Source organism: Paenarthrobacter sp. C1 (genome assembly GCF_049315185.1).
Classification (GTDB): Bacteria; Actinomycetota; Actinomycetes; order Actinomycetales; family Micrococcaceae; genus Arthrobacter; species Arthrobacter nicotinovorans.
In genome coordinates, this window is the sequence record NZ_CP186052.1 from 2,699,333 (window position 1) to 2,725,452 (window position 26,120).

General features: G+C 66.2%; 19 protein-coding genes. 14 read left to right on the forward strand and 5 right to left on the reverse strand.

Going from position 1 to position 26,120, the window contains the following annotated elements:
* Positions 1–19: 19 nt before the first annotated feature.
* From mobL to ACNAOU_RS12685, 12 genes are all read left to right on the forward strand, one after another.
* Complete coding sequence (gene mobL, locus ACNAOU_RS12630) at positions 20–2,296, forward strand: relaxase MobL (protein ID WP_166651670.1); 2,277 nt, start codon at positions 20–22, stop codon at positions 2,294–2,296.
* Between the two features lie 162 nt (positions 2,297–2,458).
* Positions 2,459–2,998 carry a hypothetical protein gene (locus ACNAOU_RS12635; RefSeq protein ID WP_071416492.1) on the forward strand — a complete coding sequence of 180 codons (540 nt, stop codon included), beginning with the start codon at positions 2,459–2,461 and terminating at the stop codon, positions 2,996–2,998.
* An 87-nt stretch (positions 2,999–3,085) separates the two neighbouring features.
* Positions 3,086–3,880: a hypothetical protein gene (locus ACNAOU_RS12640; RefSeq protein ID WP_133830700.1), complete on the forward strand. Its 795-nt coding sequence runs from the start codon at positions 3,086–3,088 to the stop codon at positions 3,878–3,880.
* Between the two features lie 25 nt (positions 3,881–3,905).
* Positions 3,906–4,178 (forward strand): hypothetical protein, encoded by a 273-nt coding sequence (locus tag ACNAOU_RS12645; protein WP_071416490.1) that lies wholly within the window; start codon positions 3,906–3,908, stop codon positions 4,176–4,178.
* A 165-nt stretch (positions 4,179–4,343) separates the two neighbouring features.
* Positions 4,344–6,098 carry an AAA family ATPase gene (locus ACNAOU_RS12650; RefSeq protein ID WP_284975289.1) on the forward strand — a complete coding sequence of 585 codons (1,755 nt, stop codon included), beginning with the start codon at positions 4,344–4,346 and terminating at the stop codon, positions 6,096–6,098.
* 132 nt (positions 6,099–6,230) lie between these two features.
* On the forward strand, positions 6,231–8,300 hold the full coding sequence (locus tag ACNAOU_RS12655; RefSeq protein ID WP_284975288.1) for a hypothetical protein: 2,070 nt from the start codon (positions 6,231–6,233) through the stop codon (positions 8,298–8,300).
* Positions 8,301–8,425: 125 nt separating this feature from the next.
* Positions 8,426–12,520 (forward strand): type IV secretory system conjugative DNA transfer family protein, encoded by a 4,095-nt coding sequence (locus tag ACNAOU_RS12660; RefSeq protein ID WP_133830703.1) that lies wholly within the window; start codon positions 8,426–8,428, stop codon positions 12,518–12,520.
* A gap of 167 nt (positions 12,521–12,687) precedes the next feature.
* Positions 12,688–18,249, forward strand: coding sequence for a hypothetical protein (locus ACNAOU_RS12665; protein WP_284975287.1), 5,562 nt, complete (start codon positions 12,688–12,690; stop codon positions 18,247–18,249).
* Between the two features lies 1 nt (position 18,250).
* Positions 18,251–20,005: a hypothetical protein gene (locus ACNAOU_RS12670; RefSeq protein ID WP_133830705.1), complete on the forward strand. Its 1,755-nt coding sequence runs from the start codon at positions 18,251–18,253 to the stop codon at positions 20,003–20,005.
* A gap of 30 nt (positions 20,006–20,035) precedes the next feature.
* On the forward strand, positions 20,036–20,401 hold the full coding sequence (locus ACNAOU_RS12675; protein ID WP_166185560.1) for a hypothetical protein: 366 nt from the start codon (positions 20,036–20,038) through the stop codon (positions 20,399–20,401).
* Positions 20,402–20,511: 110 nt separating this feature from the next.
* Positions 20,512–20,883, forward strand: coding sequence for an HU family DNA-binding protein (locus ACNAOU_RS12680; RefSeq protein ID WP_133830707.1), 372 nt, complete (start codon positions 20,512–20,514; stop codon positions 20,881–20,883).
* 222 nt (positions 20,884–21,105) lie between these two features.
* Positions 21,106–22,083, forward strand: a complete 978-nt coding sequence (locus tag ACNAOU_RS12685; protein WP_422757056.1) for a hypothetical protein — start codon at positions 21,106–21,108, stop codon at positions 22,081–22,083.
* A gap of 10 nt (positions 22,084–22,093) precedes the next feature.
* Here the strand turns inward: ACNAOU_RS12685 and ACNAOU_RS12690 are convergent, their stop codons facing one another.
* Complete coding sequence (locus ACNAOU_RS12690; RefSeq protein ID WP_133830709.1) at positions 22,094–22,468, reverse strand: hypothetical protein; 375 nt, start codon at positions 22,466–22,468, stop codon at positions 22,094–22,096.
* A gap of 111 nt (positions 22,469–22,579) precedes the next feature.
* Between ACNAOU_RS12690 and ACNAOU_RS12695 the strand changes: the two genes are divergently transcribed.
* On the forward strand, positions 22,580–23,641 hold the full coding sequence (locus ACNAOU_RS12695; RefSeq protein ID WP_284975286.1) for an ATP-dependent DNA ligase: 1,062 nt from the start codon (positions 22,580–22,582) through the stop codon (positions 23,639–23,641).
* Positions 23,628–24,449: a hypothetical protein gene (locus ACNAOU_RS12700; protein WP_284975285.1), complete on the forward strand. Its 822-nt coding sequence runs from the start codon at positions 23,628–23,630 to the stop codon at positions 24,447–24,449. Before ACNAOU_RS12695 ends, ACNAOU_RS12700 begins: the two co-directional genes overlap by 14 nt.
* Before the next feature lie 70 nt (positions 24,450–24,519).
* On the opposite strand, the gene ACNAOU_RS12705 is transcribed toward ACNAOU_RS12700, so the two are convergent.
* From ACNAOU_RS12705 to ACNAOU_RS12720, 4 genes are all read right to left on the reverse strand, one after another.
* A complete protein-coding gene (locus ACNAOU_RS12705) occupies positions 24,520–24,777 on the reverse strand; it encodes a hypothetical protein (protein WP_133830727.1) in 258 nt (85 codons plus the stop codon).
* Positions 24,774–25,088, reverse strand: coding sequence for a hypothetical protein (locus ACNAOU_RS12710; protein ID WP_133830728.1), 315 nt, complete (start codon positions 25,086–25,088; stop codon positions 24,774–24,776). The genes ACNAOU_RS12705 and ACNAOU_RS12710 overlap by 4 nt, the downstream gene beginning before the upstream one ends.
* An 81-nt stretch (positions 25,089–25,169) precedes the next feature.
* Complete coding sequence (locus ACNAOU_RS12715) at positions 25,170–25,676, reverse strand: hypothetical protein (RefSeq protein WP_133830729.1); 507 nt, start codon at positions 25,674–25,676, stop codon at positions 25,170–25,172.
* Positions 25,669–26,040: a hypothetical protein gene (locus ACNAOU_RS12720; RefSeq protein WP_133830730.1), complete on the reverse strand. Its 372-nt coding sequence runs from the start codon at positions 26,038–26,040 to the stop codon at positions 25,669–25,671. Before ACNAOU_RS12720 ends, ACNAOU_RS12715 begins: the two co-directional genes overlap by 8 nt.
* Between the last annotated feature and the right edge of the window lie 80 nt (positions 26,041–26,120).

Here is a 26,120-nt window from a genome sequence, read left to right on the forward strand (position 1 = left end):
GACGGAGGTATGAGGCGGGATGGGCCTGAAGCAGTCAGTGGTCATCGTCAACGAGTTCAGTGTGCCGCTGCCCGGCGGCAAGGGGTCCCGGGGCGGCACCCCCGGCGACTACGTCACCCGGTACATGGCGCGCGAGCAGGCGACTGAGTCGCTCGCGCCGATCCAGCGGCTGCGCACGGACGACTTCATCCTGCGCTATATGGCCCGCGAGAGCGCGGTCGAGCGCGCAGGGACGAGCAGGGTCGAGGCCAAGACGACAATGCGCCAGGCCCAGGGCGATGGCGGCGTGGCCTTCGGCTACGGCTCAGTGTCGCTCTCCGACGAGCAGCTGCGGGCTGCGTCCCGGGACATCCAGAAACACTTCGAGAGCGGCAAGACGGTGCTGAAGACCGTGCTCTCCTTCGATGAGGAATACCTGAAACGGCACCGCATCGTCGGCGAGGACTTTCACTGCGAAGGCCGCGGGGACTACCGCGGCCACATCGACCAGATGAAGCTGCGGATGGCGATCATGCACGGGCTGGAGCGGATGAGCTCGGGCACGAGCGGTTTCGACGACCTGCGCTACGTCGGCGTGATCCAGGTCGACACCGAGCACGTCCACTGCCACCTGGCGATGGTCGACGCCGGACACGGCCGCCTGGCCAAGGACGGCACCCAGCGGGGCAAGCTTCTGGATCGGCACAAGTCCCGGTTGCGGCGCGGCGTGGACGCCTGGCTGGACGAGAAGCAGGTCGTCGCGCACCTGTCCAGCGCCGTCGGATACGAGCGCAGGAACGTGACGACCTTCATCAAGCGCTGGGCACACGAGCGCATGCGCTCAGAGGCCCTCCCCCAGTTCCTGCTGGCCTGCCTGCCCGCAGACCGCTCGCTGTGGCGCGCCGGAACCAACGATCTGCGGATGCGCAAAGCCAACCGTCTGGTCTCCGAGCTGGTGGCCGAGCAGCTGGAGCGGCCGGGCTCTCCGCTGCCGGCGGCAATGGAGAGGGTCGTGGAGTACGCCAATCAGCGCCGCGAGGCCGAGGGCCTGCCCACCGACGCGTGGCAGCGCCTGGTCGACGCGGGCCGCAACCAGATCACCGAGCGGGCGGTCAACGGGGTCTACCAGATGCTGCGCGCCCTGCCCGAGGAGGAGCTGCGGGTGCGTACGCCGATGCTTGAGGTGATGGGTATGGACTACGCCGAGATGGCCGCCCTGGCCGCAGAGCGCCAGCAGCAGCACGGCAGCTCGGAGGACGATGTCGTCTCCTTCGGCTTCCGGCTGCGCAGCTATGCCTCCCGCCTGCAGCATCACAAGTCCAAGGCCAGCGCCTACCGCGACCTGGCCCGGCAATGGGAGCGTGCCGAGAAGGCCGAAGTGGCCGTAGAGGACTCCCGGCCGCTCTACGACTTCTACCGCTACGAAGAGGACTGGCACCGGCGGGTGATGAGCAAGTACCAGCACTTCCTACCGTTTGTCGGCGACGCCAGCCAGTGGTACGCCCAGCAGCAGGAGGTCGCCGCGTACGGCCAGCGCCTGCTCTCGCTGATGGCGCTGCGCCAGGACGCCTCGCTGCAGCGGATGAAGGACGCCGACCAGGCCGAGGAGATGGGCCGCGAGATCTACGGCCAGCCCGGCGGACGGCACCTGACCGCGGGCAAGGCCGGACGGGCGGTCCTGGACGCGCGCATCGAGACGATGAAGCAGGTCTACGACGAACGGCTCCAGGAGCTGCGCACCGACCTGGCCGACTCGGGGCTGGTGCTCGTCGCCGGTCCTGCTGACCAGCGCCGCGCCGTCGCCGGCGGGGATCCGGAGGTCTCCACCCAGCTGTCGATCGAGACCGGGACGGTGCACCCCTTCGACGAGGTCAAGGCACTGGACCTGCATCACCTGGGCTACGACTTCGTGGCCGATGTCGAGATCGGCGAGCGGGCCCGGCGGGAGTTCACCGCAGCCGCGGCCGAACGCCGCCGGCTGCTGCTGGCGGCCATGGAGTACCTCGACCAGTCAGGCCAGTCCGAGGCGATCGCCGACCTCCCTGTCGACGACATCGCCGCGATGACCCGGGTCTCGCGGGAACTGGTTCCGGTGGAGGACGGCTCCACGCGGCCGGTTCTGCGTTCGAGGATCGCGGCGCTGCGCGAAGAGCAGGAACAGGCGGCCCGGATGCGCCGTTCGAAGGCCTCCTCGCTCGACGCCGGCCTGGTGGTGCGTGTCCAGCAGCGGGTCGACGCCGCGGTGGCTGGTGCCGGGGTCCTCCCCGGCCCCGAGCAGGAGCCGGCAGGCCGGTCCGACGGCATCCAGCACGAGTAGGGACACGAGTCGAAAGATCATTCGCGAATGGTTGCGGAATGCTCTATAGGAGTATTAGTGTATAGAGCAGTTCGGCACTGCACTTCGGGGCTTTGCTCGGACGACGTGAATGATCAAGGCCGTTCTGCCGAGTGGCGGACGGAACGACGAAAGGACGAGATCATGGCACTTCTCAAGGGCAAGGGCGCAATGACCGGGGTCAACCTCATCGCCAAGGTCTATGACAACGGCGCGACCAAGGACGGCAAGTCGCACTACGCCGACATCCAGGTCGACGCCCGCGACTCGCGCGGACCGGAGCAGAGCAACCTGCACCTGAAGTCCGAGCGCGTGAAGGGCCCGGACGGCAAGGAGCGCTTCGCCAACACCGCCCCCTACTCGGTGGGCCAGCTGGAGGAGATCGTCAAGGCCGCGGGCCCGAATACGGAGCCGCTGCTCAACAAGGACGGCGAGAAGGTCGGCACCGTCTACGGCTTCAAGGGCAACGTGATGCCGGCCTCGCGCGGCACCGGTCTGGTGGTCAACACCAAGTCCGTGGAGGCCAGCGACTTCAAGGTCGACGCCAAGACCCTGGACAACCAGTTCGCCTCCATGAAGGCGGCCAAGGAGGCCCAGGCGGCTGCCAAGCAGAGCCAGGCCGGTCCGGAGCAGACCGCCCAGGCCGAGCAGGTCGTCGAGGCCGAGGCCCCCGCGGTCGGCTGACACCGATCCACGGCTCAGCAGAACTCATTGAAAGGCCCCCGGAGAGACCTCTCCGGGGGCCTTTCGCATAGAGAGGAACGAATCATCATGGCAGATCTCAGTAAAAGTTCCCAGGGCCGACCGGAGCACGGCCAGCGCCCGACGTCGTACACGCCCGAGCAGCTGGCGGCGATCCGCGGGGCCACCCCCGATACCGGAGAGCAGCGGGGCCCGAGCTCGCAGGCGGGCCTCGGCGCGGTGCGGGGTCCCCGATACAGCGTGCCCTCCTCCCCCGCTCCCGGCCAGCCGGGCTCGAGGTTCAACCCCAACGTGGTCGAGCGGCGGCCGCGCCCGCAGGCTGAGCCGGCACCGGGGATGATCACTTCAGCGGATGTGCCGAAGCCGGAATCGTCCCGGCAGGAGCAGCCCCAGGCGAAGCAGGCCCATGCCGGCGGCACGGTTCAGGGTCCGGTGAAGGTCCCGCTCACCCAGCGGGCCGCCGGGTCGAAGGTCGGACAGGCCGTGCAGTCCGCGGGCCTCCGCGAGGGAGCCAGGCGGCTCGGCACCGAGGCCATGCAGGATGCCGCGGCCCACGCCCAACGTGCCCAGCAGTCTGGTGCATCGACCAGGGGCGTCGCCGCCAGCGCCGCCAGGGGAGCTGCCTTGGGTGCAGCCCGCGGGCTGCACACGGAGCTGGCCGGACATGGCGGACAGAAGGCCCCCCAGGGCTCCGCTGCCGGGGCGGACCTGGTCGGGCGGATGGGCTCGGTTGTCGGCCGTGGTGCTCAGGAGCAGCTGCCGGGCACCTCGCCGCAGGGACGGAAGCCGGTCAGCGAGAGGTACGACTATCAGTTCGAGGGCCAGGGCGGGCCCGAGGGCACCGAGCAGCAGCGCGGGGCCTGAGACAGGCGCGGAGGAGGAGAAGGCTATGGCGACGAACGATCCCAGCCCACTGAGCGGCACGAGCCTGCTGGAGCTGGGCCTGGACGAGATCACGGCCCCGGACGAGGGCAAGGACATGTGGGCGGAGGCCGGGCGCGCACTGGTCGACCGCGTGGGTGCCTCGATGCGTCAGCAGCGGGAGGCGAACGAGCGGGCACGGCGCGACCGGGAGTCCAGCAGGCCGCTGAGCGAGCGGTACGACTACCAGTTCGAGCAGGATGGGGCTTCGTCCCAGGAGGACCGCCAGCAGGGGCTGTGACAGCACCCCTACGGAGTGAATGGCCAGGAGGCCCCCGGATATGAGTCCGGGGGCCTTTCGCTGTCCTATCGCAGTCGAGCCGAATAGTGCCATGATAGACTTTCGACTGATCTATCAGATGAATTCAAGTCTTGGCGAGAGGTCTTCCACGGCATGTTCCATGAAGTGCACCTGAATGAGGGCTATCCGCTCCTGTCGAAGCTGTCGGACCCGCTCAAGAGGGCCGAGCGCGAGATCGTCGGCCGCGAGCACGAGAAGCTCCAGCTGCTGGCCTCGATGAGCAGGCCGGAGCTGTGCAACGCCCTGCTCCTGGCCGAGGCAGGTACGGGTAAGACCGCTCTCGTCCAGGCCACGATGGCCGCTGACGCCGAGCGGCTCTATCTCGAGGTCGATCCGTCCCGGATGATCTCCGAGGCCGGCGACTCGGACCGCATGGCCGCCATGCTCAAGGGCTTCTTCGACGAGGCCGAGCACTTCGTGGCGGACGAGAAGCAGGAGCTGGTCCTGTTCATCGACGAGTTCCACCAGATCATCCAGCTTTCCGATGCTGCGGTTGAGGCGATCAAGCCGGTGCTGGCGGCCTCCGGGGCACGCGGCATCCGAATCATCGCCGCGACGACCTATGACGAGTTCCACAGGCACATTGCGCCGAATCAGCCGCTGGTTGAACGGCTGCAGCGCATCAACTTGACGCCGCCGGACCAGGAGACGACGATCCGGATTCTGCAGGGCATGGCCGAGCACTACGACGTCGCCGACCAGTTCTACGACGATCACATCTACCGGCAGATCTATGAGTACACCGAGCGCTACATGCCGGCGAGCTCGCAGCCGCGCAAGTCGATCCTGGTGCTGGACAGCATGGTTGGCTGGCACCGCCTCACCAAGCGGGCGCTGAACCGCGATCTGCTCTCGGACGTGCTCCAGGAGTCCCTGGGCGTCAACGTTGCCTTCAAGGTCGACGGCGCGAAGATCAAGGAGCAGCTGGACTCGAAGGTGTTCAGCCAGGACCTGGCCACGCGTGCGGTCGCGCGGCGGCTGCAGCTGTCGGTCGCGGACCTGAACGACAAGGGCCGGCCGGAGGCCTCGCTGCTGTTCACGGGGTCGACCGGCGTGGGTAAGACCGAGCTTGCCAAGCAGCTGGCACGGCTGCTCTTTGGTGACGACCAGCGCCACCTGATCCGCTTCGACATGTCCGAGTACGCCCAGGACTCCTCGATGGACCTGTTCCGCTCCGAGCTGACGAAGCGGGTCTGGGACCTCTCGCACGCCGTACTGCTGTTCGACGAGGTCGAAAAGGCCTCGGCGATGGTCACCCGCCTGCTGCTGCAGGTGCTCGACGACGGCCGGCTCTCCGACGACAACAACCGCGAGGTCAGCTTCCTGAACACCTACATCGTCATGACGACGAACGCAGGCTCGGAGATTTACAAGACCATCGCGCAGTACGCGGCCGACGACACGGGCTCGGGCGAGCAGCTGCTGAAGTACGACAAGCTCATCCGCCGCTCGATCACCGAGACCTCGGCGGATAACCGCTTTCCGCCCGAGCTGTTGGGCCGTATCGACGCCATCGTCCCGTTCCAGCCGCTCTCTGAGGACACGCAGCGCAAGATTGTGCGCAACAAGCTGCGCCACATGGTGCAGGAGGTCCTCATCAAGCACAACGTGCGGGTGGACATCGACCAGAGGGTCCTGCAGTACCTCATCGACGACAAGGGCGACACCGACTCCAATGCCGGCGGTGCCCGTGGCGCGGTGGCGAAGATGACCGACGAGGTCACCACCGGAGTGGCGACGTTCATCAACGAGCATCCCTCTGAGCGGCGGATCCGGATCGACGTCGTCGGCGAGTTGGCGAGCGACCACAAGGACATGCTCACCTCCGAAGCGTGCATCGAGGTGAGCGCCGTGCGCTGATCTGCGCCAGCGGCCATTGCGGGCCATTCGGCGTCGTGTCGGATTGCCTATCATTGCACCTATCGACTTATAAGCGATAGGATACTCATAAACCAGGCGAACTGCGTTTCATCATCGAAGGGATCGACACCAATGGGCATTCTGGGCACGGCTGCGGGAAGCCGGAACAAGGATCGGAAGAAGAAGCCTGACGAGCTGCTGTCGTCCGTGGTCAGGGAGACGGCGATCCCCGCAGCAGTCGAACTGCTGCGGTCGAACGCGAAGTTCGTCTTCCCCAGCGGCACGGCGTGGGTCATGCTCGTGCTGGCCGCCGAGTCCATCGGAGGGCTGAGCAAGCGGCACGGCCGCGACGAGGCGAAGGGCTCGCTCATCGAGCTCATTGACTCCGACCAGATCAAGACCGTCGCCACGGCAGAGATGCTGGGCGAAGAGGTCTTCGGCATCATCCCCAACACGGAGACGCTTGCGCGCATGGAGGAGTACTCGCTCCTGGCTGGCGCGGAGTACTCCTGGGCCGTCGTCTGGCAGAAGCCCAGCGGCGAGCTGTTGGTGGACCTGGTAGCCGAGGCCACGTTCAAGCAGGCCCAGGAGGTCGCTTCCGGCACGCTGAGCCTCGAGGAGGCTGTCGGAGCGCAGGCCTGGCGCGAGCACAGCGGCGTCACCACCGACGAGCCCGGGACCCTTCCCGCGTCGGACGCGGACGCTGTTGCTGCCGTGGATACCGCCGACGAGGGTGACCCGATCTTCGACTCGATCCCCGGCGGGGACGAGGGTGCCGGTGACGAGCCGGTCTTCGACGCTGCGGGCGATGAGCCCGTGTTCGACGACGAAGCCGTCGACTTCGGAGACGAGGACGCGGCCCCGGTTGCGGTGGAGCCGGAGCCCGGCTTCGACGGCACGGCCGGCTTCGAGGAGTTCGATGAGGAGTCCGGTCCCGTGACCGCCGACGATACGGCGTACGCCCCGGCTGAGGAGGAAGCCGTCCTGCTGGAGAACCAGGAGCAGGTGCGCGAGGTCATCGCCCGCCGCTTCCTCTCCGAGGACCTGGACCTCGACGTGCGCCTGGACGAGTTCAATGCGACCTTCGCCATCGGCGCGCCGGTCGTGCAGATCGAGGTGCCGCAGGGTGCGACCGAATGGCTCGGCGACCAGGTCGCCCAGCTCAACCGGCAGGCCAACGCCGATCTTGCCCAGCTGCGGTGGGCGCACGAGGACGAACTGCGCACGCTGTACGTGAACCTCATGTCGGCCCACGTCGAGCAGGTCATCCGTGACGTGGCCACCGACCGCGAGGGCTCGCGCTACAAGGCACTCAAGGACGGCACCGAGGCGGCGCACCGCGAGCGGGAGTCCGAGAAGGAACAGCGGATCCGCACCCGCAAGGCCGAGATCGTCCAGGACTACGAGGCCCAGGCGAAGAAGCTCGCCGAGCAGGCCGCCCTCCAGGCGGAGATCCAGTACAAGGAGCGCAACCGCTCCCGCATGGAGCGCGAGCAGGCCGACGCTGTCGCCGAGATCGAGCGGATGCTCGAGAACTCCTACTCGCACGACCGCCAGGAGATCCTGCGCGTGCGCCGCTCCGACGCCGCCCTGAAGATGCAGGTCGGCACTACGCGGATCTTCGAGGTCCTGGCCGAGAAGCAGAAGGCCTACCTCGAGGCCGAGGAGCAGCGTCTGGGGCAGTGGAAGGCCGAGATCCAGCGGATCGTCGACGACAACCGCAAGGCGGACATCGCCCAGGCCGAGGCTCTGGCAGAGCACCAGCGCACTACCGACGAGATCGGCGTCCTGCGCCGCGAGCAGGAGGCGCTGCTGGAGTCGATCCGCAACGAGCACGCCGACCGCATCCGCCGGATGGAGGACGAGCTTGACCGCAACCGCAAGGACGCGATCACCCAGATGCAGGCCCGCGAGACGGAATGGCAGCACAGCCTGTCCCTCGAGAAGGAGAAGACCGACTCGGCCACGCAGCGCAACACGGACCTGCTGCAGCAGATGGAGGTTGTCGAGGACTCGGTCAAGCGCCGTTACGAGGCGCGGCTGGAGGAGATGGCTGCGGACAAGGAGTCCTACGCCAGCGAGCTGGCAAGGGCTTCGGAGATCCAGAGCCGCTACAACAAGATGCTCATCGCCCTGATCGTCGCGCTGCCCGTGCTCGGCGGCCTCGCCGGCTTCATCGGCGGGGCAGCCATGGGCGGCTGATCCGACTCGGAGATCGACGGGGTCTGACGGCGCATGGGGCTCGCACCCCGTGCGCCGTCGGCGTCTTCCGCAATCACAACAGGCGCAGGACACACAGACACACGCGGAAACAGGCAGGGAGAACCATGGCAGGCAGCAAGCGCAGGGCGGCACGGCCCAAGGCCAGCGGCTGGGAGAAGATCTCGGCGCGTCGGCCGGAGGAGACGCTGACGAACCGGGACGTCTATGAAGACCAGCAGCTGGACCGCGGCGAGCGGCTGAGCAAGAAGTCGAACACGTCGGGCCTCGTGCTCGCCGGCGTCGCGGGCCTGCTGGTCGCGATCGTGGCGTGGGTGCTGTACTCGGTCATTGCTACGGCAGTGCTCACGCTCGGGGCGACGATGGGCGGTGGCCTGGGCGGAAACAGCGGCGGAAAGCCGGACTCGTACTACGTGGAGGACACCACGACAGGCCAGGGCGGGGCCCCGATGACGTGTTACCGCGCCGTCAACGAGAAGGGTAACCCCGAGATCGGCTCGAAGTGCTACCCGGATCTCAAGGACGTCCCGGTGCCAGCGTGGTGGACCCACGCAGGCAGCGCCGCCCAGGACGCCCCGAAGGCTGACCAGGGGGCCACGCCCACGGCGACGAACGTCGGCGGGCAGCTGGGGTCCGTCACCGGGTTCAAGCTCTTCCTGACGCTGGGATCGGGCGCGCTGGTCATGATCGTGATCTCCACCTGGACCGGACGCCAGGTCGCCAAGCACAACGCGACGGTCGACCACACGGACATCAACGACCACCGCAACGACCAGCACATCGCGCTGCCGGAGGAGGTCCAGCAGAACTATGACTGGTTCCCGGACGCCGGTGCGCACTCGGGGGTGCAGGTCAGCTCGATGATCAGTCACATGATGCTCAGCAAGAAGGGGCTGGGCACGGTCAAGGTCTCCCGGCGCGCAGAGTCCGACGTGATTGACCAGGACGGCAACATCGTCTACTACAAGGGTGAGGTCATGGACGGCGACGACGGCGAGCCGCTGGTCGAGACCCTGCCGCTGATCGACGAGGAGTTCGGCGAGGCGCTCTTTGACGCCTCGGGCCTGCCCCGGGACAAGCGGCTGCGCCGGAAGTATGACGCAACGGTGATCCCGTACAACCCGCCGACCGAGGAGAGCCGGCGCAAGGCCAAAGAGGCGAAGGACCCTGGGAAGCTCCAGGGCGCGAACCGTGACAAGCTCGGGCCCTACCGTACGGTGTCGGACCTGATCACCGATGACTGGGAGTTCCCGGCGTACGAAGTCCAGCGCCCTGCCGGTGCCTACATCGTCGACACTGCTCCCGTGAACACGATGGTGCTGGCCATCACCAGGGCGGGCAAGGGTCAGACCTACATCGAGCCGATGATCGACATGTGGTCGCGGGAGAAGAAGCCCTCGAACATGGTCATCAACGACCCCAAGGGCGAGCTGCTCGTCAAGAATTACATCCCGCTGGTCACGCGCGGCTTCGAGCCGGTGCAGTTCAACCTGATCAACGCGATGAAGACCGACATCTACAACCCGCTGGGCATGGCCGCCGACGCCGCCCGCGAGGGCGACTCGACCAAGTGCGCGCTCTACATCGAGAACATCGGCGAGGTTTTCTTCCCGCTGGACGGCGGTGAGGACCCGGTCTGGCCGAACGCGGCGAACAACGCCTTCAAACGGGCCGCCTACGGTCTCATCGACTACTACCTCGAGGAGGAGCGTGAGCTGCGCGAGTACGCAGCAGCCACCGGCATGGACCCGGGCACGCTGGAGCAGCGGCTGGACGACATGTGGGGAAAGGTCACGCTGTACAACTGCTACCAGCTCTTCGTGCAGCTGACCTCGAAGAAGTGGAAGAACCCCGCTGCCGAGCTGGAGAAGCGCATCAAGAACGGCGAGTTCGAAGAGGACGAGGACGCCCTGGCCGAGGAGCAGGCCAAGGTCGCCGAGAAGGACTTCCTATGGGAGGGCAAGGCCGAGCAGGACCTGCTCACGCTCTACTTCAACGCCACCCAGGCCCTGCCGCGCAACTCGATGCGCACGCTCGTCGGCAACGCCCACAACGCCCTGGTCGCCATGGCCGGTGCGGAGAAGATGATGTCCTCGGTCTACGGCATCGCGATCACGGGCATGAGCTTCTTCACCGACCCGACGATCTCGACCCTGACCTCGGGCAAGCCGAGCCAGAACACTGACCTGGCGGGCCTGTCCTTCCCGCGGCGGCTGGGCGTGCGGTTCTCGCCGAACTTCATGAAGCGCGACCACCTGCTCGGGCAGATGGCGAGCTGGTCGGCGTACGCGGACCCGATGTTCACCCAGAACCTTGGCAAGGACTTCGAGCACTCGGAGATCGTCGGCCGCGTGGGCTGGGCGCGCTACAACTTCAAGGGAATCTTCCCCGGCGACGAGGCTTGGCTGAAGCTGGAGCTGAAGAACCCGCAGAGCGGCATGCTCGTGCGCACTTTCTACTTCCACTTCCGCAAGAGCTGCCAGCTCTCCCTCAACGGCCGGCACTTCGTGGTCGAGCCGGTCACCGGCAAGAAGATCGTGAAGAACGGCGTGCTGCGCGAGCTGCGACCGGTGCGGGAGGGTGGCACCCGCGACGGGAAGATCCTCTCGTTCCAGCCCGGCGACACGACCTTTCCGAGCCGCAAGCTGGACTTCTCCGGCGGAGGGCACCCTGAGGAGGTCGAGGTCCGGGCGCGCGCGATCACGCAGACGATGGCGCGGTACTCGGAGTCGCCCAAGGCGGTCTTTCTCGTCACTCCCCCGCACCTGATGAAGTACGCCAAGCTGATCCTGATCCTGGTCAAGCAGCTGGTGGACGTCTCGTTTGACCAGTCGTACATGACCAAGTCGAACCAGAAGCCGCTCTACCGCACCCGGTTCATGCTCGACGAGCTCGGCAACCTGCAGTCCGACGGTAATGGCATCGCCGGCTTCGAGACCATGCTCTCCATCGGCCTCGGCCAGGAGCAGCAGTTCACGCTTATCCTGCAGACGCTGCAGCAGCTGCGCGACGTCTACGGCGAGTCGGTCGACAAGATTGTGCAGGGAAACACGAGCAACATCGTCTTCCTCAAGTCGACCGACGACTCGATGATTGAGACGCTGGAGAAGATGAGCGGCAAGACTCACCGTACCCACGCCAGCTCGAAGCAGATCACGCAGAACCTGGACAAGGTGGTCGGCGGGAAGACGGACGGAGCGATTTCGCGCACCTGGTCGACGGAGGAGGAGCCGCTGATCAAGTACAACGATTTCGCCTTCCTCTCGCCGCGCAACTCGATCGTGCTGCGCGCCGGCGACGCGCCGGTCTGGAACCGCAACGAGACGATCCTGCCGATGTCATTCAAGCTGCTCGGCAACACGATCACCCACCCGGGGCACGAGTACTCGCTGCAGACGATCCCCACGCTCAGCTCCGCGATGGAGTTCGACGTGCGCATGAACCAGCCGGACTTCGTCAAGATGCTCGACAAGCGCATGGCCCAGGCGGTCAGGGCGGCCGACGCCAAGACGCTCTACCAGGAGACGTACGACTACAAGGACATCGACATCGAGCGCCTCGACCCGGACGTCTACTCGGACGAGGTCATGGAGGTCATCACGCGGATGGTTTTCACCGACGAGAGTGGCGATCCCAATGCCCCGGTGGTCGTGGACCCGGACGACTACGAGGCCATGATGCTGGGCAACGACGAGGAGTTCCTGGAGGACGTGGAGGTGGCCGCGACCGTGGCTGCCCACCAGGCGACGCAGAAGGACCACAAGCGCCTGGTCTACGCCGAGGGCACGGTCAGCAAGGAGATGCTGATCAATCTCGACGGCTCGGCGAAGGTCAAGGCCCTGGACCTTGAGATTGGTGAGGCGTACAAGACCGCGCTGGTGGAGATGCAGCGGGACCGCGAGCACTTCTCAGTCGGCGGGGACGGCGAGCTGCGCAGCGCCGACGGGTCAAAGACCTACATCAGCCAGGTCCGTTCCGATGCCTACACCGACGCCGCCCGCAGGATCAACGGCCAGATCAGCGACGAGGGCTCGCGCGTGTTCGCCGAGCAGGACGTGACCGAGGAGGATCTGCGGTCGCTGGCCACGGTCAAGGTGCACGCCGCCTTTTACACGTACCTGGCCTCGCTGCCCAGCTGGGAGGTCCTGGCCGACGGGGCTTTCGACCGGGCCATGGCCGTAGAGATGAAGTCCCGGGGGTAGTGCCGGCGGGTCTATTCGCTCCGTGCCGGGACAGTCGATGCAATTCGACTGTCCCGGCATTCGTCTTTTGGCTCGTTTCTGACTCGTCTATCGCCTCCATTCGGAATCATAAGGGTATGATCTATACATAGTTATGTCCCCGAGCGTCCACAGGAGGCTGAGTAGCAATGAAGAAGGCACACGGACTGAGGCGGTACTTCTACGAGTACGTCTTCTACAAGGCAGTCGAGCAGGCCCGGGAGCAGAGCGGGGAGATCATTCCGATCTCCCAGGCGAAGGCCATCCGTGCACGGGTCGACCAGATCCTCAGCCAGCGCGGAACCGCCCTGGCTGATCCCGGACTCGGCGTCACCGCGTGTCTGACTGCGATCGACACGGCCTTCTCCGAGCGCGTCCCGGACTACGAGGCGCAGTTCGGCGACCACTCCCCCGCCAACGAGCGCTACCAGACGCTGCAGCGCGAGTTCACCCGTGCCACGGGCGTCGGAGCGGAGATCGACCCGCGTTCGGCGCGGCTGCCGATCAGCCCTTACGACCCGGCCTGGTCCGAGCGCGCGACGGTGAAGCGCGCAGGTACCGAGCTGCTCTACATTCCCGACGAGACGATCGTGAAGAACGCCGGCGGCGAGGTGGAGTCCTTGTCTGAGCCGCGCCGCGGGAACATGACGCTCTGGCGGCTCGACGAGGACGGTAAGCCGTACGAGGCCGGCCGTGCCATGACCAACGACGACGCCGCAGGCCTCACGGCGCTCATGGACAAGATGAGCCGCCAGGAGTACGACCAGGTCCGCGAGTGGGTCATCGACGGCGGACGCGACCCGCAGACCGGCCGCGTTGACCGCAACCGTTTCATGTCCCAGCGGGCGGTGGCGCGCTCGGCGGCGCTGCTCGAGGAGCTGAAGTCCCAGGGCGTGGCCTACGAGGTCCTGCGCGACCGTGAGCCCGGGCAGATCAAGGCCCGGATCTCCGGGACCGGCATGGAGATCCGTCTCACTGACACGCGCCAGGAGGAGTACGCCGGGGCGCGCATCTACGACAACGGAACGGTGCTGCGCTACAGCACCAATCACCGGGTGCCCGGCGGCATGGCCGTGCCCGCCCCGACTTCCGAGGACGCCGTGCGGCTGTTGCGTTTCGCCCAAGGCCTGCCCATCGAACGCCAGGATCTTCCCGGCACGGTGGTCGGCGTCGTCGGCTCCAGCCACCCCGAGCATGGCCGCGGCCGCTCCCTCATCGACGTGCCGGACAGCTATCACGTCGACCGCGAGAGCATGTTCGTCGTCGCGGACTATGTCGTCCCCGGTGAGAGCGCCCCGCGCCCCGGGTCCAAGGTCATGCTGCGCCGGGATGCCAAGAACCACTCCCTGCCGACCTTCTTCGTGGATGCAGAGCCGGCCGAGGCCTACGGTCGCGAGGCCGTGGACACCGCGCGGGAGAACCTGCGCGCCGCCCTGGGCGTCGAGGAGCTGATTCTGCGCGCGGAGTCTGAGCTGCAGCGCACCGGGGGCGCGCTCGACGAGATCGAGCCCCCGGAGTATGCCTCTGACCCCGAGGTCGCGGCGATCCAGCGCTCTTACTGGGACGTACTCACCGGAGCGCGCAGCGAGCTGCTGCGTCCGGGCGCGACCGAGGAGATGTACCAGGAGCGCCTGGAGGAGATCGGCGAGCTGCAGGCCGGTGAGCTTCCGGACCTGGGCAACCTCGTCTATGGTGGCACGGCCGCCGACAAGGTCCGTGCGCACGCTGATGACGTTCCGTTCGAGCTGGTCGGCACCTGGGATGCGGAGCCGCACCTGATCGACGGCGAGTGGCTCGACCAGCGCTTCGACCCCGCCCGCGTCGCCAAGTACATGACCAGCCCGACCGGCCAGTGGTCGAACCTGGACAACCTCGCCTCGGCGCTGCGCCGCTGCGGGGTGCCTCCCACCGAGCTCATGGGTACCAGCTTCCAGGCGACCCGCTTCAAGGACCGGATCGTCTCCTTCCACACGGCCACCGCCGCCCCCATCGCCGAGCATCCCTCGGAGTTCATGCGTCGGATCGGTCAGACCGTCCGGGAGAGCATCGAGCGCAACGCCGCGACGCCGGGTGAGATCCTGGTCGACGCGCAGGGCGTCATCAGCTGGACCGCCGAAAAGCTGCGTCGTGACGGCAAGGCCACGCCGGTCTCCGGTGAGATCGGCCAAGTCTTCGATGTCGGCAGCCATGGGGAGATTGTCACGCGCTTCGCCAGTGGCGAGAACGCGCTGATCGTCCCCGGCTACGAGGCGCGGATCAAGGCCCAGACCCCGGGCGAGGCCCCCAAGTCGGTCGAGGAGCGCACGGTGCTGCGCGGCTACGAACAGCTGATGCACGAGCGCATCCAGTACCAGCTTGCCGGTGACCTCGTCTCCGGCCGCAGCCGGACCGGCGAGCCGGCCTCGCTGAACGCGGTGTACTCGCAGCTCTACGGCACCAAGCACCCGGTTGACTTCATCGAACGGGCCACGACGTATGAGGTCGACCCCGCCACCGGCAAGGCCACCGCACGACTGGACGAGTGGACGGCCTCGATCCTCGAGACCGAGGCCAAGCGCGTGCGCTACTCCAACGAGATCAAGCAGGGCTCGACGATCTACGCCGAGTACCGCGCCGAACGCGATCGCACCGACCCGGCCGACGACAACGTCTTCGACGCCTGGCGGCTCACCGGTGGACGGAACATGACGGTGCTCACGGGAACCGACCGTAACCATGTGACGGCTCCCGGCGGCTTCTTCGATCCGGTGATGACCGGCGGCGCGACCAACCAGGGCATCGTGCGCTACCTCACCGAGGACGCCGCCGTGCGCCCCGACGGCACGATTGAGCCGGGTGACCCGGAGACCGTGACCGGCTCCCGCGCCCCGCTGATGAGCCGGCCGGAGCTGGAGACGCTGCGCTATGACCCGTTCGACCGCCAGCAGATGACGGCCTCGACGATCATGCAGTCTTCCGAGGTGACGAAGCCGACCGGCACCGCTCTGATGACCTTCGGCGGCTGGACGGCCGACGACCCGATCGTGGTGTCGACGGAGTTCTCCGAGCGGCATCGCATCCGCGGGGCCGGTGGCCAGCTGCGCGACCTCGTCGTGGGCGACAAGATCAGCGATCTGCACGGCAACAAGGGTGTCGTCTCTCTGGTGGTCGACCGCCACATGGACCCGGACGAGGCGCGTGCCCAGGGCCTGGAGCAGGAGGTGGCCTGGTTCAGGGAGAACCCGGGCATCGACGTGGTGATGAGCCCGTTCTCGCTGATCTCCCGCCGCAACGCCGGATCGGCGCGCGAGCTGATGGGTGGTGCCGTGGGCGACATCCGCCGCCCGGCCGTCCAGGGCCCCGATGCCGGGCCGGTCGACGGAGGGTTGGGCGAGATGCGGTTCGTGGTCACCCACATGGCTGTCGACGAGAAGACCAAGATCTACGACGACGAACAGGTGCGCGCCGGCAAGGGGCGCAAGGCCTCCTCGCAGCTGGCCTGGGCGCTGCAGTCCCAGGACTGCCCGGCGATCATGCGCGAGTTCTACGGCCACAACTCCGGTGCCGAGTCGAACCTGCGCGAGTATCTGCTGGTGGCGGGACTGGACATGGAGGCCGACGGCACCCTGCGTGTCGTGGGCCAGGCCGAGAGTGTCGACGAGCGGCCCGAGCGCCGTCTGATCCCGATGCCGGAGCTGATGCGCACGCAGCCGCGCAGCGAAGGCGCGACGCCGGGGCTGAACACCACGGCCATGCGCAAGTCCTTCGGCGACCTGATCGGCGATCGTGGCGGCGACATGGAAATCCCCTTTCCGCTGACCTACCCGACGAGTCAGCTGACCGAGACGGTCAGCGCGACTTCGTGGAAGCTGCCGGTGCTCTCTTCGCACCTGCGCAGCGGCCAGGAGTTCGACGACGGCACGTCCGTCACGCATGACTACACGCGCAGCTATCAGGACGTCTTCGTCGAAGCCTGCCGCTACCGGTACATGGCCGAGCAGCTGGACGACCACGGCCTGTCGCCGGACAAGCGCGCCGAGGTGCGCCGGGGCATGAGCGAGTCTGTCTCGCGGGCCCAGCGTGCCTTCGAGGCGATCACCACGGACGTGCAGAACCGCGTGCTGACCGGCAAGAACAACATCTTCAAGACCGGGCTGATGAGCTCGCGCCTGTCGGACTCGGCCACGATGGTCTGGACCGCCGACCCTCGGCTGGACATCGATCAGATCGCTCTGAGCTCGGTCAAGGCCGAGCAGCTGGGCCTGGCCGAAGGCGATCACGCGCTGGTCTGGCGCGACCCGGTCCTGCGCGACGCCGGCGTGCGCTACATGCGCGTGGCGATCGACGACCGGCTCACCGGCGCGGCGATCAACCCGGTGATGGACCAGTGCTTCGACGGCGACTTCGACGGTGACGCGGTCGCCGTCGTGAGGCTGCACAGCGAGGCCGCCAAGGCCGAGGCGATGGCCAGGCTCTCGGTCGGAGCGAACCTCCTGGACACCGGCGTGGTGAAGGCCGACGGCTCGCACCCGCTGGCCATGCAGGTCTCGCTGGACACCCAGGTGGCGCTGTCCAAGAGCCCGGAGCTGGCGGAGAGCCTTGAGAGTGTCGTCAAGGAGGCGAACCGCCTGCGGTTCGTCAGCGATCCGCACGAGGTTGCCGCCGGCCACGAGGTCCTCGTCGAGGAGCTCAGCGATCTCTATCGCTCGGCACAGCGCGGCGAGTTCGGCTCGGCGCTGACCTTCAGCAGCCGCGAGGCGCACTTGCAGAGCGTGCGCGAAGTCTGCGTCGAGACCGGGGCCAAGGGTAGCGAGAAGAAGCTCGGGGACTACGCCCGCAACCTCGGCGACGAGCAGGGCACGCCGGGCATCACGCAGGAGGACCAGGAGGCCTCGATGTTCGCCACGGCGATCAAGGCCCACGGCACGGGACTGGGTGGCTCGTTCTCCCAGCGTGCGGTGCGCGCCCTGCGTGGCGCTGACCTGAAGGCGGTGCTTGAGGTGACCTATCCGGTGACCCAGTCGATCCTGCAGGCCAAGCACGACGCTGCGGAGGCACGGCACAAGTACGAGATGCTGCAGGGTCCCGGGCGCGATCTGTGGCGCGGCCGCAAGCTCGAGCACACCGGCCCCGGCCAGTGGCGTCCCGAGTTCGCCGACGGCGAGGCTGTCCAGGCCACGGCCGAGGAGTGGGAGGCCCAGTTCGTCGAGTTCTACGAGGCCAAGGACGGGTTCAACGTTTCGGTCAACCCGGACTGCGTCGCCCGTGTCGCCCGCGCGCTGGAGGACCCGAAGTCGGGCCTGGTGCGCAACCTCGAGGAGGACCCGTCCCTGGCGGGCACGGTGATGGACCGTATGGCCTACGGCGGCGACTTCGAGGCGCTGGTGCAGGCTGCGAAGAATCGCGAGAGCGTCTTCGACGGCGAGAAGAACGAGCAGTTCGCCTCAGCGGGCACCCGCCGTGCCCGGGCCGCGGCGGCGCGCGAGCTCGACGCGTTCGCGGCGCACGGCCTCGACGGGCTGGACGGCCTGGAGTCCGCGGAGGCCGCGGTGGATGCCGCGGTCCTCAAGCGTGACGTGCTCGCGCAGACCGGGGACGGGGCCGCCAGGGCGCGCGGTGCCAGCCGGCGCTCGGCACACGCCGTCGGCGTGGGCGGCCGTCGCCCGGCCTGGACGCCGAGCTACGAGACCGGGCAGCAGCAGAGTGACGACGACTATGGACTGGGAGGCTGACATGACACAGGACACGGAGCAGGAAATGGGTCCGGGCGGCAGGGGCCGGGGGCGCAAGGCACTGCCTGTCGACCCGTTGGGCGACGTCCATGCCGTGTACGGGATGGACGGCGGGGAGGAGGACATCATCGACGCGGAGATTGTCGACGAGCCGGAGACGCAGGCCGGACACGACACCTCACGCGGGCAGCGCGAGCGGCTGCGCGACCGTGCCCGCGGCTTCTTCGGGGCCACGACGCGGGAGCGGACCGAGGAGCGGGAGCGCCAGCGTGCACGCGACCAGAAGCGCGCTGCGGCCGACGATGACGGCCTCGACGACCGGGAGCGGCTGCTGAAGCTTCGGGCGGAGACGCGGCTGGCGGGCGAGGCGTACATGCAGACGCTGCGCGATTCGAAGCTGCTCGTGCCCGGCTTCAACGACGGGGAGCGCACGAAGGAGTTCGACGCGATGCACGCGGTCTACATGCAGATGATGATGCAGGGCTGCCTGCGTCCGCTCACCCGCGGCGTGAACCCGAACTCGGTCATCCAGGCCGCCGGCATGATGATGGCAATGCGGATGCTCGCTCCTGACTTCAGGAAGGAGATGGACTCCTACCTGCAGCCGTTCAAGGACAAGGTCCAGGACCGGATCGACGCGAAGACCCGGCACATCGGCGAGAGGGCCGAGCGCCAGGCGGCCCTGGTCGGAGATCTGTTCGGGGGCGCGCCGGAGGCGCAGGAGGCCGCCGGCGACGACGGCGGGAAGCAGTCCGGGAAGTCGGGCGGGCGGTGGGGCACCAGCAGGGACGACTTCCTTTCCCGACGCTGGCGTACCCGCCTGGAGGACCTGGAGCGCCGCGAGCGGGGCAACCGTGAGTTGTTTACTCCCGAGTCGGCGGCCATGACCGAGGTCGCACTCATGGAGAACGCCTTCTGGAAGATGCGTGACCTCGAGCAGGACGCGAAGCAGATCAACGCCAGCTACAAGGCCCTGCGCAAGCGCCTGCGCCAGCAGATGGAGGACGACGGGCTCGACCGTGCCGAGGTGGTCAAGCGCGCCCGGACGATCATCGGCGAGCGGATGGAGTCCGAGCCGGAGCTGCGCCTGATGTTCAACGGCGTCGCGCACGGCCGCATCGTCAAGGCCCCGCCGCACGAGGCCCGCCTCGCGGGCACCGACAGGGTACGCGAGGTCTGGACCGGGGAGTTCGACGACCACCTGGGCCGGCGGATCCCCGACGAGGGCATGTTCACGCTGCGCCTGCCGATGGAGCCGGACGAGCACCAGGTGCAGCTGGCGGAAACCATGAAGGCGGCGATGCTGGACGGCGTCCAGCGTGGCGACGGACAGGCCCTCGGCGGCAGTGTCATGGGCTACATGATCGGTTTCGCGGCCAAGAAGCAGGGCCTGGACACCCGCGGGCTGCCCGAGGACCTCCAGCAGCGCCTCGACCAGTCCGAGAGCATGCTCGCAAGCATGGAGATCGATGGCCTCTCGGACGAGGAGCAGCAGCGTGTCTACTCGAACGCCTACGTGGACGCCATCGAGGAGCTGAACAAGGAGGACCCGGATTTTGAGCACGAGCTCAAGCTGGCCCTCGGCGAGGACTGGCAGGACACGATGCGGGCCGCGGTCGACGATCCCGCTACTTTCCTGGCGGCGCAGCGCACGCGGCCCCAGCCCTTCCGACAGGGGCCCGGCCCCTCGGCCCGGCCGGGGCCGGAGGGCCAGTGGAGCCGCGACCGCGGAGCCGAGGACTACCAGCCGGCATAGTCCGGAAACGAACGAGAAGGAGACAGGACCATGAGCGACGACCAGCAGGTAGAGCAGCAGGAGCGGTACGGTTCCCGGCTCGCCCAGATGTTCGGGTACGTCACGCCCGAGGACCGCGGTCGCTGGGAGCAGCAGCGTGCGCAGAACAAGAAGAACGTCAACGCAACCAAGCAGGGTGCGAAGTCCTCCGTGAGCTCGATGATGGAGTTCGGCGACAAGAACATCAACGCCAAGCTCAACGCGGCCCACCGGATCGCCGACCAGCAGCGGTTCGACGAGTCCCACGACAAGATCGTCAGCACACGGCGCGATCCGAAGACTCGGTCGATTATTGAGTCAGTTGACTACGAGTACAAGGACGACCGCCAGTCCATTGATCCGGATTTCGAGCTTTAGTTTGAATGGATACCGACAGGTCTGTGGATCGCTTTTCGACAGGCCTGTCGGATAAACTGGTTTTCAAGCAGTAAGCGGACGACGAGGGATGATAGGACAAAGGTGTGGGCATGAAGACGACGGTTCATCCGCGGATCAGCAAGCGTGGATTCATCTCGAAGGTGGCCGGCCGCAGCGGACAGCCGATAAGGGTGGTGAGTGAGGTGTACGAGTCGCTCATCGCGGAGCTCACCGACGCCGTGCGCCGTGGAGACACCGTCGTGCTCACCGGCTTTGGCCGCTTCGCCCGGCAGACGCACAAAGGCCACAAGGTCCGGTTCGGCAAGAAGGACGTGGATGACTACTCGGTGCTGAAGTTCTCCGCGTCACGCAGCATCAATCGACGGCTCGATCCGGACGCTGACCTGGGTGGCCCGGAGACCTTGCGGCTGATCGACGAGTTTGACGAGGCTGAGGAGGTCCTTGCCCGGGTGGCGGGATAGACGACGGACAGCTGCTGACAGAAAAAAAGAAGAACCCCGGCGATGCGGAAGCATCACCGGGGTTCTTGTGTCCGTAAGGGGCTGCAGGTGCCAGGACCGGTCCCTGTGCACGGCGCATCGTCAGGGGTCGCTTATGATCGCTCGGTGATCTCGTCTGAATTCCTTACCTGTACCTCCCATGTGCCATTGCTCCAGTCAGTGGTGCAATGCGATCCATTTGGCGTGATTGTCAGGTCGGCGGAACAGGACTGGGACCCGAGCACTTTGTTGTCCGCCCTCAGCCAGGCGTCGGCCGTTCTGGTCGCCATCATTGGAGGTTTCCTTGTCAGCAGGCTTGTTGCGATCTCCAGCGAACGCGAGGGCATCAGGAGGCTGGTGGAGGCAGCAGCTGGACGCATTGGGCACATTGAGGCGGACCTGAAAGAGGCCCATCGGACCCGATTGGACAGGGCGGAACGCTACTTCTACGAAGTGGCAGTGGAAAAACTGCTTGAAAATCCGTCCTTGGACTTGGATGCCCTGATTCAAGAGCGTGTCGCACGGGGAACGGCAGAAGAAGAGCTCAAACCGTACGCGGTTGCACTCCGGCAACGGGTGCAAAATGCAGTGCAGGCCATCAATTTGAAGCTCAGAAAAGGCGATACCAGGAATCTTGACCTTGAAGATCTCGTCGAGCGCGGTCTGGAAATCCCGGACGCCCACCAGGATCTTTATGAACAGGCATTCAAGCGCCGGCGCGCCTTCCTGCCAAAACCTCCCGCACTATCGATTCTTGGATCCACAGATCTCTTCGACTACTCAAATCTGGCAGCGGCGTTGAGACCGGACTGGGCGATCGCAGCGGACGTGCGACGACAGGATGAGGAAATCCGCGCTGAGGCTGATCTGAAGACGCAGCTGCGGGCTGCTGTTGCCGAGCGGGACCGCTTGAATGAAGAGCTGGCCCGCGTCGGCAAGCCAGAGGGAGTGGCTGCGGCCATGTGGATGCTGGGCCTCCTCTCGCTGGGAATCCTCGTACCTTTGGTCATGATGGCCTTTGAGCCCAAGGGCCTGGACGTCGTGTCCAAGATTCTGCTGCTTGTCAGCTTTGTCATCGGACTGGTGGCGATTCTTTGGTATGTGGGTTGGTTCTGGCTGAAGATCGGCAGTGACAAAACACAAGCTACGCCAGGAAGGTCCTCGGAAGCCCCGCCCCGGTAAAGGCCAGTAGTCACGCAATCTTGATGGCCGCCTTTTGCCGACGTTTTGCCGTTGCATTGCGAACCTCGGCGGCAATGCTCCAGGCAGCCGTTTCCGCAGTTCCGTTGGCCGGATGCACGAGAACACCGTGTGGGCCCGTGAGGCTTTCACCTGTACGGGTGCTGGCGTGCACGCAGTACCTGCGCTGGTTGTGCACGGTGTAGGTGACTTCCAACTCCAGTTCGACATCCCAGATGTGCTGCTGGTCCCGCAGAGCTTTCCTTGTCGCCGCCAGGAACATCAGGGCCGCGGCATCTTCAATCTGCTGTGAGGTGGGTTCCTTGTAGCGCCGGCCACCGGCAGTCCCGGCAGACCCAGCGGGGTTTGTAACAGCTTCAGTGGACATGACGACTCCTGTTTCGAATGTGGTTGGTTTCCCTGATCGAAGAAGGACCCGGTCACAGCTTTGCTGTGACGCTTCCCGGTGCTTGGTGCTGTATCCAGCCGGGAGGAAGCCTTGTTTCCACCCCTGCTTCGCTGGGCTTACGCTGTGCCCACGATGTTCGAAGGTTTGCCGGCCGCCCTGCATCCTCCTGTTGCCCTTGCTTTGGCCAAGGCCGTGGAGTCGATACCACGCGGTGACGCACTGTCCGGCGGCTCAGTCTTTGAGATGAAGTTCGACGGTTTCCGGGCAGTGTGTCTGGTCGGTTCGGATGGGGCGTGGCTCTACAGCAGACAGGGCAAGGATCTGAGCAGGTACTTTCCGGACGTGTTGGCTTCCGTGCGTGAGCAGATCCCTCCGGGCTGTGTTGTCGATGGCGAAGTTGTGGTGTGGTCCGAAGGGCGGCTGGATTTCGATGCGCTGCAGATGCGCCTGGTGAGCTCAAAGGCGGCTCTTGCGGAGCTCGTGATGAAAAGCCCTGCCTCGCTGATCGCCTTCGACGTCCTGGCAGTGGCGGGGCAGGATACCCGCGGGCTTCAATTCCGGGACCGCCGGGCTCTGCTCGAGGAGCTGGCGCGCGGGTGGGTTCCGCCACTGCATCTGTCACCGGCGACCAGCGACCGGGCCCTGGCGGCCACGTGGTTCAGTGACATGACCGCCACGGGCGTGGAAGGAATTGTGATCAAGGGTGAAGGGCAGACGTACGAGCCCCGGCGAATTTGGCTGAAGGTCAAGAGCAGAAGCGCCCTTGATGTGGTTCTTGCGGCGGTCATAGGTCCCATGGCGCACCCGCGGGCAGCGGTGGTGGGTTTGCCGGTACACGGACGGCTGCGGATTGTCGGCCGGTCCACGTCCTTGACGGCTCGTGCGGGAAGGGATCTGGCCATATATCTTCATCCTCCCCGGGGAAGGCATCCATGGCCGGAGGAAATCAGCGAACGGGTGCTGGACCGCTTCACCAAGGAGGGCGGCACCACTCGCTTGACTTTGGTGGAGCCGTTGGTGGTTGAAGTCTCGGCCGACATAGCCTGGTCGGGTCAGGCATTCCGGCATTCAGTCCGCCTCATACGGGTCAGGCCTGAGTTGTCGCCGACGGAAGTATCCCTCCCGGAAGGCTTCCAGCGTGCCTGGCGATAAAGAATGTAGCCATGTGAAGAATGGAGTCATGCGACGAGAAGATGAACCTGAAGAGTTCGAGATTGCCGACTCGTATTTTCAGGAGCTGAGGACCTGGCTGGGCTTCCGGGATTCCCACGAGGCGTGGATCCCGGAAGCCGGAAGCCGTCTGGCGCAGGACGATGGGCTCATCAAACCCCACCAGGCGTCGCACAACATCGCCAATGCGGTAGTCAGCGCGATCGATCATTTGCACGCGCTGGACAGCATCATGCTTGGTGCCGGAGCATCACATACTCTTGCCCCGTTCTCGCTGGTCAGGGCAGCCATTGAGTGCGCCGCACAGGCCGCCTGGATTTCAGCGCCAGAAGAACAGGCGACCAGGATAGTTCGTTCGCTGTCTCTGTCGCTGAAGGTAGCCAAAGACCGCGAGACTGCGTACAGCGAACTGGCACGTCGCCATCCGAATCTTCAGGGAACGCTTCCGGACTTCGACAGCGACAAGGCGCAACTGCAGGCTATTCTCGATGCCTCCGGGGCCGCTGGAAAGTTGATTCTCCCCAGCAGCACGCACATACTCACGCAGGTCCGCGACCTGGTGCCCAGGACGTCCGCCTTGTCCGTATGGCAGCTGTGCTCGGGTTTTGCCCACGGCAGGCGCTGGGCCGCGGATGCCGTGCTGAAGCCGGCGCAGTCAACTTCTCTGCCGGATGATGTCATCGCCAAGGAAAACCGGCCGACCATGAGGCTGCTTGTCTGGGCCCTTACCCCGGCTATGGATTTGATCCGGTACAGCCTCGAGCGGCATTCCGAGCTATCGCGGGCCTAAGCACCCAATTTGTGCCCGCTGAAGCAAGAATCGGCAGCCGGAGCGGGTTCCGCGAAAGATGCCGCGCGACTCAGTTATCCGCGATGGCGAAGATCACGATAATGATGATGATCGGGATGAGCAGCACGCCCGCGCCGGCGGTGAGGTGCTCCCAGCTGAACGGCGAGTTGAGGAAGGCGATGAAGCCATCCCACAGGCTACGGACGGAGCCTACGGCCCAGGCGAAGAAGCCGGTAGCCCAGCCGATGACGGCGGTGACCGAGACTCCACTTAGTGCGCACAGCCCCACGATCGTTCTGGTGTTCTTGAGCATGGCCAGTCCCCTCATTTCCGGTCCTCGAACAGCAGGTAGTAGAGCCCAATGTGCGGGGTGACGAGCACGGCGAAGGCCAGCCAGGCCCGCTTCGGGTCCTCGATCACCCATGTGATCCCGTCTTTGACGGGTTCGGCGTAAGCGATCACCGGCGCAAGAACATCGGTGCGGAAGACCACATGGAAGATGCCGTAGGCCATTCCCAGGGCGATCGCCAGGGCAAGGCTCCGGCGGATTGTCAGCTGCGCCCGCGGGCTCATCCCCCGGCGTGGTTCCTCGACGGCCGGAGCCCAGGCCTGGTGGTCCGTGTCGCAGTCGTGCATCACTTAATCCCGTTTCCATCGAATCATCATTCATGCCCATTCTATGAGAAAGGCTGAATGACGAACAGAAACGAGGCGCAATGGTCAGTCGAACTCGAGGTCTGCACCGACGGGTGCGGGTATGTCGAGCCCCCTGCCCGCCTGCGGGGCAGGGTTCTTCGCCGCGGATGCGCGGCGCTGGGCGGCGAGCTGGTCGAGGGTGACCCCGACGGGCCGCCCGAGGCGCTGGCCGGCTGTCCGGTAGACCTCACTGTCGCGGCGTGCGCCGATGGCGACGATCTCGCGCCGGGTGATGCCGCCGGGCGGCTCGGGCCTGATGTCGCGTGAGACGATGCGCAGCGGCGGCTTCTCATGGGGATCCGCACCGACGTAGGTTGTGTCGCAGTCGGAGAGGTCGGCAAAGCGGGAGTCGTAGTCCAGCGGCTTAGTCGGGTGGCGGCGGCCGTTGAGCCGGTGGAGCATGACGATGGTGGCCTCAAGGAGCGCCTCATCCCGGCTGTGCGGATTCTTCAGGGCGCGCTGGTTGAACCGTTCGATGTCCTGGCGGGCCCCGGGGCTGAGATGGACCTTGATCCGCAGCCCCTCAGTCATCGTCGAGCACCTTGCGGATCATTGACCGGGCCGGCTCGCCCAGCTCATCGCCGAGCTCATCGAGGGTCAGGCCGGGCTCCTCGGAGGCGTCGGAGGCACGGATGCGGCGGGAGAGCTCGGCCTGGAACGCAGCCTCGTCGGCGTGGACCCGCCGGAGCAGGTCGACGAAGTCGGCGAACGGGATTACGGCGGCCTCGGGGACGTTCCCGTCACCGAAGATCAGGGGTTCGGCATCCCCGGCGCGGAAGCGCTCGAGCAGGGTGCCCAGGTCGGCGGCGGTAATCTTCTGGGTCGGGGCGACGTTCACGGAGAACTTCGGCAGGGAGCCCTCGCGCGGGGCCTGGGGGGTCTTGTCGTCAGTCATGGTTCCAGTCTATTCGTGGTCGAATGGGATGCCAGTGCCTCATATCCCACCATTCCTGATGGACACTGAGTCGCTGGGGA

Coding starts and splice junctions, on each gene's coding strand:
- ACNAOU_RS12670 (WP_133830705.1), top strand. CDS start 18,251: ATGACACAGGACACGGAGCAGGAAATGGGTCCGGGCGGCAGGGGCCGG.
- mobL (WP_166651670.1), top strand. CDS start 20: ATGGGCCTGAAGCAGTCAGTGGTCATCGTCAACGAGTTCAGTGTGCCG.
- ACNAOU_RS12655 (WP_284975288.1), top strand. CDS start 6,231: ATGGGCATTCTGGGCACGGCTGCGGGAAGCCGGAACAAGGATCGGAAG.
- ACNAOU_RS12680 (WP_133830707.1), top strand. CDS start 20,512: ATGAAGACGACGGTTCATCCGCGGATCAGCAAGCGTGGATTCATCTCG.
- ACNAOU_RS12665 (WP_284975287.1), top strand. CDS start 12,688: ATGAAGAAGGCACACGGACTGAGGCGGTACTTCTACGAGTACGTCTTC.
- ACNAOU_RS12720 (WP_133830730.1), bottom strand. CDS start 26,040: ATGACTGACGACAAGACCCCCCAGGCCCCGCGCGAGGGCTCCCTGCCG.
- ACNAOU_RS12715 (WP_133830729.1), bottom strand. CDS start 25,676: ATGACTGAGGGGCTGCGGATCAAGGTCCATCTCAGCCCCGGGGCCCGC.
- ACNAOU_RS12705 (WP_133830727.1), bottom strand. CDS start 24,777: ATGAGGGGACTGGCCATGCTCAAGAACACCAGAACGATCGTGGGGCTG.
- ACNAOU_RS12635 (WP_071416492.1), top strand. CDS start 2,459: ATGGCACTTCTCAAGGGCAAGGGCGCAATGACCGGGGTCAACCTCATC.
- ACNAOU_RS12645 (WP_071416490.1), top strand. CDS start 3,906: ATGGCGACGAACGATCCCAGCCCACTGAGCGGCACGAGCCTGCTGGAG.
- ACNAOU_RS12675 (WP_166185560.1), top strand. CDS start 20,036: ATGAGCGACGACCAGCAGGTAGAGCAGCAGGAGCGGTACGGTTCCCGG.
- ACNAOU_RS12640 (WP_133830700.1), top strand. CDS start 3,086: ATGGCAGATCTCAGTAAAAGTTCCCAGGGCCGACCGGAGCACGGCCAG.
- ACNAOU_RS12690 (WP_133830709.1), bottom strand. CDS start 22,468: ATGTCCACTGAAGCTGTTACAAACCCCGCTGGGTCTGCCGGGACTGCC.
- ACNAOU_RS12660 (WP_133830703.1), top strand. CDS start 8,426: ATGGCAGGCAGCAAGCGCAGGGCGGCACGGCCCAAGGCCAGCGGCTGG.